The sequence below is a fragment of the Paenibacillus sp. JZ16 genome, assembly GCF_015326965.1.
GTDB lineage: Bacteria > Bacillota > Bacilli > Paenibacillales > Paenibacillaceae > Paenibacillus_AQ.
Genome location: NZ_CP017659.1, coordinates 4,711,852 through 4,732,715 on the forward strand (window position 1 = coordinate 4,711,852; position 20,864 = coordinate 4,732,715).

Below are 20,864 nucleotides of genomic sequence, written 5' to 3' on the forward strand. Positions count from 1 at the left end.
GGAAAATAGCCATGTTCCATATGTTTGTTGCCCAGACCAAAGCAGAAAGTATACGAATTATCCGCAGTCCATTCTTCTTACTCTTCTCCATTGCGATGCCGCTTGCTTTCTACTTTTTATTTGCAAGTATGAACGGGGTAGGTCAATCGATCCAATCGACAACTTGGGGTGTCTTTTCCTTGATGTCGATGACTGCATTCAGTTTGATCGGTACAGCCGTATCTCAATTCGGTATCCGTTTATCGTTCGAGCATCAAGACGGGTGGGTACGCTTGTTGAAGTTGACTCCACTATCTCCTGCAGTCTGGATTGGCAGCAAAATTGTATCGCAAATGGCTGTTCACTCAATCGTCATTGTTGTTATATTTTTATCGGCTGGCCTTGTTCATGATATACAATTGACAGCCGGGCAATGGATTTTATGCGGACTATGGTTATGGATCGGGAGCATATCTTTTCTGGCGCTTGGTGCCTTGTTAGGAACGCTTAAAAATGCGAATACCTCCGTTGCCATCGGAAATGTATTACAGATGGGACTCGCAATTGTAGGGGGGCTTTGGATGCCGCTTAGTACTTTGCCAAGTTGGATGGGCTCGGTCGGGGAATGGCTTCCATCTCACCGTTACGCCAATGGGGCATGGAATATGATCGCTGGACAAAATCCAGCAAGTATCGATTTCATAATTTTGACAGGATGCGGTCTCCTCTTTATGCTACTATCAATCTATATATATAATCGACGGGATGCGGTCTAATTGAATAGAGAAAAGTGGCGTCTCTTTCCAAAATCGGAAGGAGTCGCTCCTTATATTTTGTTAACAAATTTAATGATACCCTTGTACTTTTTACTCTATGAGCCATCAAGTATACAGTGGCTTGGCTTTGTTCTGTTAGGCCTATTCGTTCTATTGTTTCGACAATCCTACTTTAATTTAAAGTGGGCAACGCCAATATTGATGGTTCAGTTGGGTATACTTTTAATTTTAGCAGCTGTATTTCACCCTATGTATACGTTTATGGGTTTTATGATCGCTGCTCCGCTGAGCAAACAAAAGCTGCCGATATTACTCTCTATAACGATCGTTTTTACGGTAGCTATGGGATTTATCGCCGTTCCTTACTTGGACCGGATGGGCAGCCTAGTATGGATAGGGCTGGTGCCTATGTTTGGCATCTGTATTCTGCCGTATATTATTCGAACTTCGACCAGGTTTCAACAGAAGGCAGCGCGGCTGCGGGCAGAAACTGCTGAACGAATGGCACAGCAGGAGGAGCGCCAGCGGATCGCACGTGAATTACATGATACATTGGGACATACGCTGTCATTAATCGCACTAAAAGGCGAGGTCGTTGAGAAATTGGTCAATCGTTCTCCCGAGAGAGCGATAGCAGAGGCTCGTGAAATACGGGAAACGGCACGCGCAGCCTTGAAACAAATGAGAGAATTGGTTACGGAGATGAAAGTTACATATCTCGCTGACGAATATAAGCATGCTGTATCGTTATGTTCAGCTGCGGGTATACCGCTTATTTTTCAATATCAATCGATTTCCGATCCCAGACCTTCTAATGTTGGGACGGAAGACGCTTTAGCGAACAATTCGCTTCCGTTAACACCCTTACAGGAGACGATTTTGGCGATGTGTTTTCGCGAGACGATTACAAATGTGGTTCGACATAGCCGGGCAACAAAGTGCAAAGTTCATCTAGACATTCAGGAAGGGGAAGTTCGTGTATCTGTACGTGATGACGGTATTGGGGCAGATCCGGAGCAACTTTATACTAGCAGTAATGGCCTCGCCGGATTGCGGCAGCGGTTGGTTATGATCGACGGACGTATGTCGCTGTCTTCGTCCCCAGGCAAGGGGACGGAAGTCACCTTACATATACCTAGGGTAATACGAAATGAAAAGGTAGGTAGCGCTTAGATGATTCGTATTGTTTTGGCAGAAGATCAAAAGTTATTAAGGGGAGCACTGGCAACGTTACTCTCGTTAGAAGATGATATTGAAGTCGTCGGTCAAGCTGAGAATGGGGAAGAAGTGATGTCCATGATTCAGGAGTATGAACCGGATGTAGCCGTTCTGGATATTGAGATGCCACTGAAAACGGGGTTAGATATTGCGGAATGGGTTCAAAAAAATAAGTCAGCTTGTCGTGTCATCATCTTGACGACATTCGCGCGTCCTGGATATTTCCAGCGGGCTATGCAGGCAGGAGTTTATGGATACCTTCTTAAAGATACGGGCAGCGAGGAACTGGCTGATGCAATTCGTCGGGTCTATGATGGGAAACGTGTCATCAATTCAGAATTGTCGCTCGCGGTATGGGATGATCCATGTCCATTATCACCCAGGGAGCGTGAAGTCATGAAGTTGGCTGCCCAAGGCTTAGTTCTTCAAGATATTGGAGCACAGCTGTTTCTATCCTATGGAACGGTACGGAACTACATGTCAGAAGCGATTGGGAAGCTCGGGGCGAATACACGGATTGAGGCGATAGACATCGCACGTAGCAAGGGATGGTTGGATTAGGGAGAGTTCCTAGGTATATGGAGGTAAGCGGATCACCCCACTCAAGGGATGATGCAGCCGGCCAAAGAAGAGATTTTCAAGAAATTTGGGATGAAATTAGAAAGGTTCCGTACCAACGAGAGCGGGGAAGGACAGAGGATTAGGGAGCTGTTAAGCTCTATGTTGTATAAGATGGAATGATTTAAATAGAGCTAATCATCACCGATTTTATTTTATTAGTTACAGGTTACCTTTTAATGTTCGACCCCTTCGCCTCCATACATACAATTATAAATCCACAACCGACTAAGGCTGTGGATTTTTGCTTTTGTGACACTTGCAGCTTTACAATAAGCACGCCTTAAAGCTATATCCTTTTATACAGAGATAATAGTTCTATCTTATTGTATGGATAGTGACCCATAAAGCCTTTCAATATAATGAGGACAACAAGTAACGAAGAAGAAATTAGCGGAGGTTAGTACAAAATGACAAAGGCCATTGAATGTATAAATCTAGTGAAGAAATTTGGCGATTACTGCGCCGTTGATCATATGAATCTATCATTTGAGAAAGGTCAAATAACAGTATTGGCAAGACAACAACCATTGTTTCCAGTTTTCTGAAGGCTAAAGGCGTTGGATTTAGACCACGCCCTTGGAAATTGAAAAATTTAAAGTTATTGTTGATATCATCTTTCAATGGAATATAATAGAATTATAGATGATTATGTTGTATTTTGATATTAAAGGTGATTTGAATAATTAATTTGATTTGTTGTCATAAACAGGAAGATAATATGTCATAAATTGTATATTAAACCGATATATATGGTGTTGTTGCAGAAGGAGAAATCATTGATTTTTATAATGGTTGTATGATGTGAGCTAAGAGAGTGAGAGTGTATAAGGGGCATGAAAGGGGGGAATTGTCCAAAGTATGAACCGTATATACCCACGGATTTAAAGGATTTCGTAAGAAATCAGGTAAGTAATAATCCAAGTGTGGCATTTGATTTTTCAGAAAAAAGAATATGTAACAAAGACCTATCAAGAGTTTCAAGATGACATTATTAATTGAGGCTCTTTTTTTTATACCAATGTTTTGATAAATAGCAAGATTGCCGTCATTGGCGAAAATAGTTATGAATGGATTGAGGCAAGATCAAGACGTTGCATCCATTGTAATAAAGATAATGTCGTAGCATAAAACATAATTTCTTGGGAGGTAAAACATGAAATCTTTTACAAAATTAGTATTAGAGGATGGAGTTAATATAACACTCGACCAATTACTTGGAAATTATGCTAATGAGAAATCAAGGGGAGTTTACTTTACTCAATCCGATGGCTCTGATTTGTTTGAGTCTTATGAAAGTCTTTATTTTAATGCCAAATGCATCTTAGGGGCACTACAAAAGCAGGGATTTCAGAAGGGCTCTTATATTATCTTTCAGACAAACAATAATCTATTCTTTATAAGGTTGTTTTGGGGTTGTATTTTAGGAGGCATGATACCCGTCCCTCTGTCTATACCGCTAATTGCATCGCCCGACACTGAAGCCTTCAAAAAGTTAGTGAAAGTAAGCGAGCAGTTGTCGAATGCGTGGATAATTACTGATGAAAGAAATTTAAATACGTTTAGAGAAAGTTATGAAGCCATTAATTTGAAATATTTAGAGTATGAAACCTTAGCAAGTAATATGGAAGAGGGGCAATGCGTTGCAGTAGATTGTCAGGACTTAGCGTATATACAATATTCGTCTGGCAGCACAGGTAACCCTAAAGGAGTAAAATTAACACATGAAAATCTAGTTTATAATTTGGCACAGATAGTAGATCGTATGAAATTAGACAAAAATGATGTCATGGCTAGTTGGTTACCATTGACACATGATATGGGCTTGATCGGTTATCATTTAACTCCGATATTTGCGGGTATATCTCATTCCCTTCTAAATTCCGGTACATTTTTAAAGAAATCTTGGCTATATCTTCAAAAATGTGCGCAATTAAAAGCAACGGTGCTTGTAAGTCCAAATTTTGGATTAGACTGGATGATGAAGACTGTAAAGGATTCACATTTAGAACATATTGATTTATCTAGTGTGCGAAACATAATGTGTGGTGCAGAACCAATATCAATGGATACCATTAGACGATTTTATGAAAAATTTTCGTCTTCTGGCTTGCGTGAAAATACGATCCATCAAGTCTATGGTATGGCAGAAGCTAGTTTGGCTGTTACTATTCCTGAAGAAGGACATAATCGAAGTGTATGTATTAACCGTCATAAAGCTCGTATTGGACAAGAAGTGGAAGATTTAGAAACGAAGGAGCCAAATGCAGCAGAGTTTGCCATAGTAGGAGAACCATTACATGAATTAGAAATATTGATTGTAGATGATGAAGATCACATCTTAAAGGAAAATTACATAGGCAATATCGTGATCAAAGGGAAAAATGTATTTGAGGGATATATGAATCATGATAGTTCCCCTTTTAGTGAGCAGGGCTTCTTCCATACAGGAGATTTAGGGTTTTTACGCAATGGAGAACTAATTGTAATGGGTAGAAAGAAGGATATTCTGTTTGTAAATGGTCAGAATTATTATGCTAGTGATATAGAAAATATGTTAACATTGGCGATCCCACAATTGTCTCAAGTCGTTGTGTGTGGTGTACGCAATCCGTCATCTATCAGGGATGAAATTATAGTATTTGTACATAATCGACAAGATGCTAAGGTATTTTTGCCGCTTGCCCATCAAGTGCAGAATATGGTATTAGAACGGATTGGAATAGCTGCAGATTATGTAATTCCAATAAAAACGATACCGAAAACAACAAGTGGAAAGGTCCAACGATATCTTTTAATAGAGCGATTTGAGAATCATGAGTTTGATGATGTTATCGCAATAGCTCCATATTCTTATCAGAGTATCAAGGAATCCGCAAAGAAGCCAGCATGGAACAAAGCGGAGATTGAAAATCAAATCGTTGAAATTGCAAAAGAAGTATTCTCTATCCCTACTTTGAAAGTAGACGATACTATTTCTCGGATGGGAGTTAGTTCGTTAACTTTGATTCGTTTCCAGGATGAAATAAATCAACGATTTCAAGTTGAAATCCCTATCGTAAGCCTTTTCAAAATGTCTACCCTGGAACAAATAATTACGATTGTTGAGGAACAACTACAGGTAGAGGATGTCCAAACTTTTGAATTAACAGGGAATAAAGACATGTGGTATGAGCCGTTTCCGGTAACAGAAATACAAGGAGCCTATTTAGTTGGAAGACAAAATATTATGGAAATGGGCAATATCTCCACACATGCCTATTATGAGTTTGAAACAGAATTAGATATTAAACGCTTAAACGATGCATTGAATCATGTTTTAGAGCGTCAGCTTATGCTACGTACTATTTTTGATGATACAGGAATGCAAAAAGTTCGACGTTCTGCTTCTTCTTATGAGATTTGTATTGAAGATTTACAAGACCTGTCTTTAGAGGATCAACAAAAACGAATATTGGAAAAAAGAAATCGCAGGTCACATTTTGTTTTTCAACAAGATCATTGGCCATTATTTGAGTTGTCTGCATTTATTCTTGGTGAGAAGAAAAATTACCTCTTCCTGGATATTGACTTATTAATTGCTGATGGCGGCAGTTTATTAATTTTAATACAAGAGATCATGGATTATTATGAGAAACCGAATATGGAGATTGAACCTTTAACATTTCAATTTTCAGATTATGTAAGGGCATTGGAGAGCTTTCGTGAATCTTCCGCCTATCAAAGAGCTCAAGATTATTGGCAAGCCAAAATAGAGGATTTTCCATATGCCCCTCAGCTACCATTCGTTTGTGAGCCAGAATCCATAGAGAGACCAACATTTCAGCGAATGGAGAAGAGTCTGACAACTGATAAATGGAATATTGTGAAAGGCTTAGCAACTCAGTATGGTGTAACACCATCTGTATTCTTATGTACAATTTATGCGGAAGTTTTGGGCAAATGGAGCAATCAATCCAGAATGGCACTTAATTTAACATTATTTAATCGACAGTCCTTTCATCCAGACGTAATGAAGTTGATTGGAGATTTCACGTCAGTTTTACTGTTAGATATTGATTTGTCTGTTCATAGTGCTTTTTGGGAGAGAGCATCTATGGTTCAAGATATATTATTTGAAGCCGTAGATCATCGTTTTTATAGTGGTGTTGATGTTATACGAAATATTGCAAGTAAGAGAGAAATGACTAGTAAAGCGATTATGCCAATTGTATTCACTAGTATGTTATTCGATAAATCGGAATTTACAGATATTTTGCCGAAATTAGGAGAAATAAAATACGGAATAAGCCAGACCCCTCAAGTATTCTTAGATTTCCAAGTCACGGAAAGAGACGGACAATTAATTATGACTTGGGATTATGCGAAAGATTTGTTTGATGAAGATATGATCAGTGCTATGTTTGAAACGTATCAACTTCGATTGCAGCAAGTTGTAGACCATAATCTTTCATCTATGCCGCTGCCTGTAATACAGTATCAACTACTGCTTGATTACAATCGTACACAAGGAGATTATGAAGGAGATTTACTGCAAAGATTAATAGACCGGCAATGCCAAAAGACTCCAGATGCGATTGCAGTCAAATTAGGACAGGATACATTGACCTATGGCGAGTTGGCGAGAAAATCCAATCAGGTCGCTCGCTATTTAGCAGAACAAAACTATGCGCACAATTCTTATATTGGCGTTTGGGCAGAGAGACGAATCGAGACCATTGTAAATACGGTGGCTATTTTAAAAGCCGGCCATGCTTATATTCCTGTGAATCCGGAACATCCTGAGGAAAGAATAGAATATATCGTCGAACATAGTGATATCAAGCTCATGATTCATCCGGATTTATATGAAAAAGAGAACCTTTCCACCTACAACGATGGAGCCTTAGATCTGTTAGAAGGCTGTGAGCAGGATAAAGCCTATGCTATCTATACTTCAGGAAGTACGGGACAGCCTAAGGGTGTTGTGATCACCCATGAAGCAGTCGTGAATACATTATTAGATATTAATGAGAAATTCAAAGTAGGCAGCGAGGATAAAATCATTGCCCTATCATCGATGAGCTTTGATTTATCTGTCTATGATATTTTTGGAGCACTCATCAGTGGAGCCCAGTTAGTATTAATTCCGGATCTTTTAGATATGAGTAGCATTCATCAGATCATGATCGACGAAGAAATCACGATATGGAATTCGGTTCCGGCAATTATGGATATGTATCTGGAAAGCACAAAACAAGATACGGTGCATAGCACTTCAGCAGAGCTCTTACGTATTGTGATGCTAAGTGGAGACTGGATTTCTCTTGGTTTGCCGGAGAAAATCAAAACAAGAATGCCAAAAGTACAAGTCATCGGGTTAGGTGGAGCAACGGAAGGCTCTATATGGTCCATCTATTTCCCAATCACAGAAGTGAAGCCAGAGTGGAAAAGTATCCCTTATGGATATCCGTTGAAAAATCAACAAATTTACGTACTGGATGAATGTGGAGAAGAATGTCCAGTAGGCGTTCCAGGAGAACTGCATATTGGTGGAAAAGGAGTCGCCGCAGGTTATCTCAATGAAGAAGAGAAGACGAAGGCTGCCTTTATCAACCATAGATTCGGGTATCTGTACAAAACAGGTGATTATGGTGTAATGCGTGCGGAAGGATATGTAGACTTCCTTGGAAGAAAAGATAGTCAAGTTAAGATACGTGGGCATCGTGTCGAACTAGGAGAAATAGAACACTGTATCCATCATTTGCCCAAAATTCGCCAGTCCGTAGTCGCTGATTATAGTGATTCCCATGGAGAGAAGCAGCTGTGTGGGTACATTGTTGCCGATGAGACAATTGAATCGACAGAAATAAAAAGAGAGTTAGCGAAATATCTACCTGATTATATGGTCCCGGCACAATTCATACAGGTAGATGAGATTCCACTATCTGCAAATGGTAAAGTAGATCGTAAATTATTGCCGAATCCAGAAAAGTGCATTGAAGAAAGTAAGATGATAAGGGATTATGAGGCACCAAAGACCCAGACGGAGAAATTGGTAGTAGAGGCATTTGAATATGTACTTGGTATGGAAAGAGTAAGCGTAAACGACAATTTCTTTGATTTGGGTGGGGACTCCATCAAGGCTATCCATATTCTAAACAAGATAAGAGAAGCTGGATACGATATCTCCATGCGAAATCTTTTGATGGAGAGAACACCAAAGCTAATAGCCATGAATTTATCCACAAAAAAAGAAATTATACCTGCGGAGCAAGGAGAAATAAGTGGTGAAATTTCACTGACACCAATTCAAAACTACTTCTTCGCACAAAATATGATGGATCCTGAACATTTTAATGTATGCCAAGTGTTTAAGGTTCGTGAAAAGCTAAATGCCCTGGCACTACAAAAAGCTTTATCTGCGTTAGTGCAGCATCATGATATGTTGAGAGCTACGTACAAAGATAAGAAACAGGTTATAGGGAAAGTAGAAGATAAGAAATGGTACGGCTTTACAACAATAGCATGTGAATCTGAAGAGATTCAGGAAAAAATTAAGTCAACGAAAGTAAAGATGGATTTGGCGGAAGGACCATTATTGCAGGCTGTTGTATTTAGTACGCCGGAGCAAGATTATATGATGTTGCTAGCTCATCATATGATAATGGATGTGATTTCCTGGCGAATTTTAAGTGAGGATCTGGAGAAGGGCTACTCTCAAGCTTTGAATCAGAAAGAGATAACATTACCAGCTAAAACCGTTTCCTTTAAAGTATGGAGCGAAGGATTAGCTCATTACAGCCAGAGTGAAAAGTTAAAGAGAAGGGTAGCTTACTGGTCAGAAATAGAAAATAAATTGGTTGATGGTAAGTTAAAAGAAGATAGCACTGACCATGAATTCGAACCAAAGACAGCCGTGGCATGTCTTAATGCCACGATCACAGAAAAGTTATTAAAAGAAAGTGCACATGCTTATAATACAGAGATTAATGACTTGCTTGTAGCAGCACTAGGACGTGCGGTAAACAAAGTAACAGGTCAGAGAACGCTTGCTATACAGATGGAAGGACATGGTCGTGAAGAAACAGTAGGGTCTTTTGATTTAGGTAGGACAATAGGATGGTTCACTAGTATATATCCCGTAGTTTTAGAAGAGTTAGGCACTAATATTGCTCAGGATATTCGAAATACGAAAGAGAACCTACGACGTGTGCCAGCACATGGAATTGATTATGGCCTCATAAAGTATGCAGACATGGTTAATTCAGAAGGAATGGATGTGGAAGTGGCACCAGATATATCATTTAACTATCTTGGAGAACTAGAAACAAAGAAAGGATCTGGCGATCCAAATTTTGAGTTTTCACAACTGGGTTATGGACAGGATACGGATCCTCGCAATCAATTTGGACCATCCATTAACGTCATAGGTCATGTGCAAAATGGTAGTTTATCTATGACAGTAACCTGCAACAGCAGTCGTTATTTAGCTGAGAGAATTGAGCAAATAGGAAAAGCATATGAAGAAGAACTGATAGCGGTCGCAGAACATTGCTCCCATGCACAGAAGAGTGAGTCAACGGCAAGTGATTTTGGTGAGAGGGTATGGAAAGATAGCGAATTTTGTTATGTACAGGAAGCTGCCAAAAACCGCGGCGAAGAAATTCAACGTATCTATCCATTGGCTCCTGTGCAAGAGGGAATGCTCTATGAGAAGCTTTTGGATGAATCCTCTACGAAGTATGTTGTTCAGCAGACGTTGCGATTGACGGAAGTAGATGTAGAGAAGATGCACAAGGCTTTTGAATATCTAGCAACACAGCATGATATTTTACGTACAAAGATCTGTTATCGGGGAGTAAGTGTACCAAGACAAGTTGTATTGAAAGAAAGAATGCCGGAATTTAATTATATGGAAGTAGATAATGAATCTGATTATCTTGATTTAAAAGAACAAGATGTAAAACGTGGATTTGATTTGGAAGAAGATACACTACTTCGTATGAATTTGATAAAAATAAAGAACAGTGGTTATCGGTTGATCATGACGAACCATCATATTATTTTAGATGGTTGGTGTTTGCCAATTTTGCGTAAAGAATTATTTAGTGCGTATATGGCAACAGATGAAGAACAATTAAAAATACTTAATCAGGCTGCTTCTAATAAAATTGGGAGCTATGAAAAATTTGTAGATTATATCAATGAAAAAGATAAAGAGCCGAGCCTTAAATATTGGGAAGACCTTCTTCAAGGATATGAGACAAGGGCTGAAATTTTACCTATGGGTCGTCCAGAAGAAACAGAAGAAGAGAGTCAGAGTCAAGAGTTTAAGTTAAGCTTGGAGGTAACCGAACAAGCAGAAGCGATATGTGCCAAGTATGATGTAACATTGAACACGCTAGTAGAAGCTTGTTGGGGCGTTTTATTGGAAAAATACAACTCAACCAATGATGTCGTTTTTGGAAAAGTTGTATCTGGTAGAAATGCAGAGATTGAAGGTATTGAAGAAATCGTTGGTTTATTTATCAATACCATACCCGTACGTATATCGACAACAAACGAAGACACATTTGCCGATTTGTTGAAATCATTACAGAGCCAGGCAATTGCTGCAAATGAACACGATTTTCTTCCTTTAGCAGAAATACAGAATCATACTTTATTAGGAAGGAATCTAATTGGAACACTATTCTTCTTTGAAGGCTATCAAGGAACAAGTATAAATATTGATGGCAAATTAAATGTGGAGTCTGAATATTACCGCGAACAAATCGGGTATGACTTGGGAATGACAGCATTTAAGAGTGATGAAAATCGTATTCATTTTAGAATTCTGTTCAGTACAAAGCTATATAACAAGGAAGAAATAAATATTATTGGTTCCCATTTGCAAAGACTTATGGAACAAGCCATTGCAGCACCACAGACGAAATTAAATGAATTGGGCATGACAAATGAAGCAGAAGAAAAGATTCAATTAGTACAGTTTAACGCAACGGACATCGACTATCCAAGAGACAAGACCATTGTCCAATTATTTGAAGAACAAGTAGCAAGAACACCCCATAATACAGCAGTAGTATGCGGGAATGAGCAATTGAGTTACGCTGAATTAAATGCTCGTGCCAATAAACTTGCATTAAGGTTACGACGGGAATACCATGTCCGGCCTGATGATTTTGTTGCGATTATAGCAGAAAGAAGCTTAGAGCTGGTGGTCGGATTGTATGGCATCCTAAAGTCGGGTGCAGCATATGTACCAATTGACCCATTTTATCCAGAAGAACGCATTGCGTATATCTTGGAGGATAGCCAGCCGAAAGCGGTTTTAATTGGTCATGGAAAGTATAATATTTCTCCTGAAAAGGTTGTTGACTTATATAGTGCAAGCAATTATGAGGAAGGTGCAGAGAATCTAGAACATGTGAATACTCCTCATGATCTTATTTATCTGGTTTATACATCGGGTACAACAGGAAAACCAAAAGGGGTTATGGTAGAGCATCAGCATATAGTCAATCAGCAGATGTGGACACAAAGAGAATATCCATTGCACGAGGGAGAATCCCTTTTAATGAAGACCACTTGTGCCTTTGATGTTTTTGCCTGGGAAGTATTTTGGTGGATGTTAGCAGGTGGTAAACTTGTTATTTTGCAACAAGGAGAAGAAAGTCAAAGTGATAAGATCATCAAGGTAATTCAGGATTATCAAGTAAATGCAATCCAGTTCGTTCCTTCAATGTTCAATATGTTTTTAGAAGAATTAGATATGAGCAAAGAGGAAATCAATACTCTACGTTATATCATTAATATTGGTGAGAAACTGAATGCAGAAAGTGTGAGACATTATAATCAATTAAGGGAAAAAGGACAAGTAAGAGCAGAACTACTGAATCTCTATGGTCCAGCAGAAACTACAGTTAATTCCAGTGGGTATCAATGTCCAACAGGCTTAGATGTAGATAAAGTATTAATTGGTAAGCCTATTAGTAATACACAAATTTATATATTATCAAATGAAAAAACAGCTGGAATAGGTGTACCAGGGGAATTATGTATTGCAGGAGAAAGTGTGTCGCGTGGATACTTAAATCGTAAAGAATTAACAGCACAGAAATTTATTAAAAATCCTTTTGGTTCAGGAATGATGTATAAAACAGGTGATCTGGCACGGTGGATGCCGGATGGAAATATCGAGTATCTTGGCCGTATAGATGATCAGGTTAAGATAAGAGGTTTCAGAATCGAACCAGGAGAAATCGAAAGTACTTTGATGGAACTCGAAGGAGTTAGTGGAGCAGCCGTTGCAGTACGCCAAGACAAGCAAGGAGAAAAATATCTGTGTGCTTATGTAGTCGTTCAGACAGAAGTGGAAAAATTAGACGAAGATACAATCAAGAGTGAATTACGCAAGAAGTTACCAGACTATATGGTTCCTTTATATATGATTCGAATTGATCAAATTCCATTAAGTCATAATGGAAAGCTGGACAAAGCCGCACTACCAGAACCAGAATACAAGTCTAAGGAATATGCAGCACCAACAAATAGAGAAGAGAAGTTAGTAGTTGAAGCATTTGAGAAAATCCTTGGAATAACAGAAATTAGTGTCCATGATAGCTTTTTTGACTTGGGTGGTCATTCATTGAAAGTTACATTATTGTGTAATGAATTAGAAAAGACAATCGGTATAAAGCTGCAGCTTAGTGAAATATTTGCTTTATCTACACCAAAACGTATTGCAGAAAGAATTGGAAGTTTGCAATATGATAGTTTTTCGGAAATACCGAAAATAGCTAAAGCAGAGTTCTATCCTATGAGTTCTGTTCAAAAGCGACTGTATCTTCTCAATGAGATAGTAGGTCCTAGTATTTCCTATAACATTTCGAATGTCATAAAATATGAAAACACTCTGGATAAAGAGCAGCTACAGAGAGCATTAGATAAACTCTTAGAGAGAGAAGAAATATTGAGAACGAGCTTCCATCTTATTAATGGGGAGCCAGTTCAAGTAATTCAACCAGATGCGAGAGTAGTATTAGAATACAAAGAAGCAGATACACTAGATATTCAAGATGAATATGATCGTTTTGTTTGCCCATTTGATTTATCCAAAGCACCTTTGATGCGGGTTAAGTTACTACAGGCGCCACAAGCTTCATACTTGATGCTGGATATTCATCATATTGTTTCTGATGGAGAAAGTCTGCCTATTATGATGAACTGGATAAGCGAGTTATATGAAGGAAATACTTTACCAATGCCAAGGGTTCATTATAAAGATTTCTCTGCTTGGCAAATGACTCAGGATATTACGAAGCAGGCGGCATATTGGAAGAACGAGTTCTCAGGCGAAATTCCAATACTCAATTTGAATACAGATTTCCAACGTCCTAAGAAAAAGAGCTTCAATGGTGCCGACGTAAAAACTAAGATTGAAGAACCAGTTTTTATGGAAATAAAAGAATTAGCAAAGAAGCATGGTGCTACGGAATTCATGATTATGTTATCAACCTTTATGCTTCTAATGAGCAAATACAGTCAACAGGAAGAAATAGTAGTTGGAACTCCTGTATCAGGCAGAACCCACGTTGATACACAAGAAATGCTGGGGATGTTTGTAAACTCCTTGGCGATCAAAGGAAAAGTGAAACAAGAGGAGAGTTTTGAACAAGTATTGCTTGGAGTAAAAGAAAAATGTCTTCGTGCGTATGATAATCAGGACTTTCAATATGAAGACTTGGTTGAGGCAGTAGATGTAAAGAGAGATTTATCAAGAAATCCATTATTTGATGTAATGTTTATGATGCCAGAGAGTGAAATTATGTCTGGTTCAAAGAGCATTATGAGTGGAACATGGGTACCAATGGAAGGAAAAGTAGCTAAGTTTGATCTGAATTTAATGGTAATACACACATCAGAGGGTTATATGGTCAACTTAGAGTATTCTACAGATTTATTTAAACAAGAAACGATAAAGCAAATGGTGGATGATTATGTTTTATTGCTTTCGGAAGTTATAAAGCATCCAGAAGATCGTTTGCAAACTCTACTTAAGAGAGAGGACGTTAAGAAAGAGGAAAAAGATTCGACCCAAGCAGAGCTTGATAATCGTGCCAATCATCTGGCGCAGCAAGTTTCAGATTTGATGCAAGCATTGCATCAAAGAGATCAAGCTTATTGGAAGAGCAAAGTAGAGAATTTCCCACATGCGCCACAGTTACCGCTTCTTTTTAACGGGAATGCTGTAAACAACGCGACAGTGAAACGTTTAGAAACGAAAATTTCTGCGAAAGACTGGGCGATTGTAAGAAACAAAGCTTTGGATAACAGAATTGCACCATCTGCGTTATTGTGCACAATATATGCGGAAGTTCTATTTAAATGGAGCAATCAATCCAACATGGCTCTTAGCTTAAATCTGTTTAGTAATCAGCCTTTTCACCAAGATGGAATGTCTCTGATGAGGGATTTTGTATCAAAATTGTTATTAGATATCGATTTATCATCTCACAGACCATTTTGGGAAAGAACTACTGAGATACAGAAGCGGTTATTTGAAGCGTTAGACCACAGATTTTACAGTGGGGTTGATTTCCTGCGTGATCTGGCTGAAAACCGCGGTCAAGAAGATCAAGCTATAATGCCAATTATATTTACGAGTATGCTTCGTGACGAAGCGGATTCTTTCAATGCCAATATAGGCAGTAGGGGAGAATTGAAATACGGAATAAGCCAGACCCCTGAAGTATTTTTGGACTTTCAAGTTGCGGAAAGCGACGGACAATTAATGATGACTTGGGATTATGTGAAAGATTTGTTTGACGAAGATATGATCAGTGCGATGTTTGAAACGTATCAACTTCGCTTACAGCAAGTCATAGACCATAATCTTTCAACTATGCCGTTGCCTGTAACACAGTCTGAACTACTGCTTGATTACAATCGTACACAAGGAGACTATGAAGGGGATTTACTGCAAAGATTAATAGACCAGCAATGCCAGAAGACGCCAGATGCGATTGCAGTCAAATTAGGACAGGATACATTGACCTATGGCGAGTTGGCGAGAAAATCCAATCAGGTCGCTCGCTATTTAGCAGAGCAAAACTATGCGCACAATTCTTATATTGGCGTTTGGGCAGAGAGACGAATCGAGACCATTGTAAATACGGTGGCTATTTTAAAAGCCGGCCATGCTTATATTCCTGTGAATCCGGAACATCCTGAGGAAAGAATAGAATATATCGTGGAACATAGTGATATCAAGCTCATGATTCATCCGGATTTATATGAAAAAGAGAACCTGTCCACCTATAACGATGGCGCCTTGGAATCGGTAGAAGACTGCCAGCAGGATAAAGCCTATGCTATCTATACGTCAGGAAGCACGGGACAGCCTAAGGGGGTTGTGATCACCCATGAGGCAGTCGTGAATACACTATTAGATATTAATGAGAGATTCAAAGTAGGCAGCGAAGATAAAATCATTGCCCTATCATCGATGAGCTTTGATTTATCTGTCTATGATATTTTTGGAGCACTCATTAGCGGAGCCCAGTTAGTATTAATTCCAGATCTCTTAGATGTGGCCAGCATTCATCAGATCATGATCGAAGAAGAAATCACGATATGGAATTCGGTTCCGGCCATTATGGATATGTATTTGGAGAATACAAAACAAGATACATTGCAGAGATCTACAGCAGAACGATTACGTATTGTGATGCTAAGTGGAGACTGGATTTCTCTTGGTTTGCCGGAGAAAATCAAAACAAGAATGCCAAAAGCACAAGTCATCGGGTTAGGTGGAGCAACGGAAGGCTCTATATGGTCCATCTATTTCCCAATCACAGAAGTGAAGCCAGAGTGGAAAAGTATCCCTTATGGATATCCGTTGAAAAATCAACAAATTTACGTACTGGATGAATGTGGAGAAGAATGTCCAGTAGGCGTTCCAGGAGAACTGCATATTGGTGGAAAAGGAGTCGCCGTAGGCTATCTCAATGAAGAAGAGAAGACGAAGGCTGCCTTTATCAACCATAGATTCGGGTATCTGTACAAAACAGGTGATTATGGTGTAATGCGTGCGGAAGGATATGTAGACTTCCTTGGAAGAAAAGATAGTCAGGTAAAGATACGTGGACATCGTGTCGAGCTAGGAGAAATAGAACACTGTATCAATCATTTGCCAAATATTCACCAGTCCGTAGTCGCTGATTATAGTGATTCCCATGGAGAGAAGCAGCTGTGCGGGTATATTGTTGCCGATGAGACAGTAGAATTGGCAGAAATAAAAAGCGAGTTAACCAAATATCTACCTGATTATATGGTCCCAGCACAATTCATACAGGTAGATGAGATTCCACTATCTGCAAATGGTAAAGTAGATCGTAAATTATTGCCGGATCCAGAAAAGCATATGGAAAAAAGTAAGATGATAAGGGGTTATGAGGCACCAGAGACCCAGACGGAGAAATTGGTAGTCGAGGCATTTGAATATGTGCTTGGTATGGAAAGAGTAAGCGTAAATGACAATTTCTTTGATTTGGGTGGATACTCGCTTAATGTAATCCGGCTGTGTAATGAATTAGAGAAGAGTACAGGGGTAAGGCTGCAACTTAGAGAAATTTTTGATTTAGTTACACCGAAGAATATTGCAGAAACAATTAAAAACTCAAAGGTAAATACGTATGAAGAAATACCAGAAATAGCAGAAGCAGAAAGCTATTCTATAAGTTCAGCTCAAAAGAGACTTTATCTTCTAGACCAACTAACAGGTCCTGGTACAACTTATAATATTCCTTTAGTCATCAAGCTTAAAGTTAAACCAGACAATGAGCGACTTCAGAGAGCATTGGATCAATTAGTAGAGCAAGAGGAAATTTTGAGGACAAGTTTCCATATAGTTAATGGTGAGCCAATTCAAAAAATTTCTTCAGATGCAAGAATTGTGCTGGAGCACAGTGAAGTAAATACAGCAGATTCACAATATATCCAAGCTGAATATAATACTTTCGTCCAACCATTTGACCTGTCAAAATCACCACTAATGCGTGCAAAAATACTGGATACTCCAAATGATTCATACTTATTTTTGGATATTCACCATATTTTATGTGACGCAGAAAGCATGCCGATTATGCTCTACAAAATACAAGAGTTATATGAAGGAAGAGAACTGTTAACACCACGAGTACAGTATAAAGACTTTTGTGTTTGGCAAAATGCTAGAGATATAACAGAACAGGCAGCGTACTGGAAGAAAGAATTTTCTGGTGATATACCAGTCCTGGATTTAATCATGGATTATCCACGCCCTCATAAACAAAGCTTTAAAGGTGCTAATTTCCGAACACAGGTAGAAGAAAACACGAGTATTCAAGTAAAAGAGTTAGCGAAGAAGTATGGTGCAACTGAGTTTATGGTTTTGTTATCCATCTTTTTCTCCATGTTAGGAAAATACAGTCGACAGGAAGAAATTATAGTAGGAACTCCAATATCGGGACGAAGCCATACGGATACCCAAAATATGTTGGGCATGTTTGTAAACACTCTGGCAATCAAAGGGAATGTCTCCTCCGATGATTCATTTGAGGATGTATTATTAGGTATAAAAGAGAAATGTTTACAGGCATACGATAACAAGGATTATCAGTTCGAAGATTTGGTTGAAGCCGTGGGAGTAAAGAGAGATTACTCAAGAAACCCAGTATTCGATGTGATGTTTGTATTGCAGGACGATGAGAAAGAGAATTACTCGGATCGAATTCAATTTGGAACGAGGGAATCCGTTGAAGGGAGTATTTCTAAATTTGATCTTACCTTAACCATGATAAGTGATTCAGAAGGCTATAAGATTGATTTTGAATATTCTACGGACTTATTCAAACCAGAAACGATCGAGTACATGGCAAAACACTTCTTAACACTAATTGAACGAGTTTTAATGTCTCCGGAAAAGAAGCTGCAGGATATTGCCATGGTCGATATGAACGAAGAAGCAAAAATATTGGATGAGTTCAATATGACGGATGCAGAATACCCTCATAATAAGACGATTGTGCAGTTACTTGAAGAGCAGGCTGCCAGAATACCTAATAGTACAGCAATTACATTTAATGGACAACAGCTGACCTATGCACAATTAAATGAACGGGCGAATGCTTTGGCAAGAAAACTTCGAGAGGACCATAACATTCAACCCAATGACTTTGTGCTTATCTCAACAGAGAAATGTTTGGAGATGGTGGTGGGCATATACGCTATTTTAAAGGCTGGAGCAGCTTATGTACCCGTTGATCCATCTTATCCAGAGGAAAGAATTAATTATATCATCAATGACTGTAAACCAAGGGTAGTATTATGCGGTACAAAAGAACCTGAAGCTGACATTCCTATCATGAATCTTCATGATGAGGCAAATTATACAATGGAATGCAGTAACCTTGTCCATGTAAATCAATCAAGTGATTTGATGTATGTTATTTATACCTCTGGTACGACTGGCAGGCCAAAGGGTGTTATGGTTCAGCATGTAAATGTAGTGCGATTACTTAAGAATGACAAGTTTAATCTTGATTTATATGAAAATGATATTTGGGTTCAATTCCATTCTTATTGTTTTGATGTTTCGGTTTGGGAAATATTCGGAAGCCTATTGAATGGAGCAAAGCTTGTAATTCCTTCTGAAGATACGGTAAAAGATGGATATGCATTTGGAGAGCTGTTGCAAAAAGAAGCGGTAACAATCTTATGCCAGGTACCTTCGCCATTTTATGCGCTGATCGATGCAACGACAGGACAAACAATAAATAGTTTACGATATGTTATTTTTGCAGGAGAGGCACTTTATCCAGCACATTTGAAGAAATGGCATGAGAACAATAGGCATTGTCGTCTGGTTAATATGTACGGGCCTACAGAAACCACGGTATACGCTACTTATCGCGATATTGATGCTGAAGCCATTGAGAGAGGAATTAGCGACATAGGAAAGCCACTTCCAACATTAAAGATTTATATCTTAAATGGAAATGAGCTTTGTGGAATTGGAGTTCCAGGTGAGTTATGTATAACGGGTGAGGGTGTATCTCAAGGATATTTAAATCGACAAGACCTGACAGACGAGAAGTTTGTACACAACCCATTTGGAGCCGGGAAGATGTATCGGACAGGTGATTTGGCACGTTGGTTACCTAACGGAAACATTGAGTATATTGGACGTATGGATGACCAAGCAAAAATTAGAGGATATCGTATTGAACCAAGAGAAGTAGAAAGCCGTTTATTGGAGCTTGAAGGGATAAGTGAAGCTGTAGTAGTAGTGCGAGAAGACAAAAAGAAAGAGAAATTTTTGTGTGCCTATATAATAGCTGAGACAGAAATAGAAGAAAGGAATGTAAAGATTAAGTTAAATAAAGTATTGCCAGATTACATGGTGCCGGCACATATTATTTCAATTGATGCGATTCCACTGACAAGTAATGGGAAACTTGACAAAGCCTCATTACCACAGCCGCAGTATAAGTCAAAGGAATATATTGCACCACGAAATGAATATGAAACGCTGATCGTACAGGCATTTGAGCACATCCTGGATATTGAAAATATCAGTGTAACTGATAATTTCTTTGATCTAGGGGGATCGTCACTGAAAGCAGTGCTCTTGTGTAATGAATTGGAGAAAGCTATAGGAGTAAGACTGTCAATTAGAGATATTTTTACTTTTGGTACGCCTGAGCAGATAGCGGAAAATATGGGGTCGATAGAGAACGAGATGTTTGTGGCAATAGAACAAGCTTCAGCAGCTGAATACTACCCTACAAGTTCAGCTCAGAAACGACTCTATCTTCTGGACGAGATGACCGGACCTAACATTAACTACAACGTATCGGATGTCTATGCCTACGAAGAACCGCTGGATAAAGAAAGATTACAGAAAGCTTTGGATAAGCTGTTACAGCAAGAAGAGATACTGCGAACTAGTTTCCATGTTGTGGACGGTGAACCCATTCAAACGATTTCTCCAGACGCAAGGGTTTTATTAGACTACAGCGAAGTGGACGCAATAGATGTACAAACAGAATACGATAAATTTATACAACCATTTAATTTATCCGAAGCACCGTTGATGCGTGTGAAATTAATGAAGACAACAACGGCTTCCTACCTATTTGTTGATATTCATCACATTATATGTGATGGAGAAAGCCTGCCGGTTATACTGCATCAGGTGAACGAATTTTATGAAAATGATGAAACTGATCATGAATAAGAGGAGAACTT

At 38.8% G+C, this 20,864-nt stretch carries 4 protein-coding genes; all 4 read left to right on the plus strand.

Annotated features, from left to right (window positions below):
* Positions 1 to 11: 11 nt before the first annotated feature.
* The 4 genes from BJP58_RS21405 (at position 12) to BJP58_RS21420 (ending at position 20,853) form a co-directional block, all read left to right on the plus strand.
* Entirely contained in the window at positions 12 to 755 is a 744-nt protein-coding gene (locus BJP58_RS21405; protein WP_194540467.1) for an ABC transporter permease, read from the plus strand.
* On the plus strand, positions 756 to 1,928 hold the full coding sequence (locus BJP58_RS21410) for a sensor histidine kinase (protein WP_194540468.1): 1,173 nt from the start codon (positions 756 to 758) through the stop codon (positions 1,926 to 1,928).
* Positions 1,929 to 2,534, plus strand: coding sequence for a response regulator transcription factor (locus tag BJP58_RS21415; RefSeq protein WP_194540469.1), 606 nt, complete (start codon positions 1,929 to 1,931; stop codon positions 2,532 to 2,534).
* 1,213 nt (positions 2,535 to 3,747) lie between these two features.
* Positions 3,748 to 20,853: a non-ribosomal peptide synthetase gene (locus BJP58_RS21420; protein ID WP_194540470.1), complete on the plus strand. Its 17,106-nt coding sequence runs from the start codon at positions 3,748 to 3,750 to the stop codon at positions 20,851 to 20,853.
* The last annotated feature ends 11 nt before the right edge of the window (positions 20,854 to 20,864 follow it).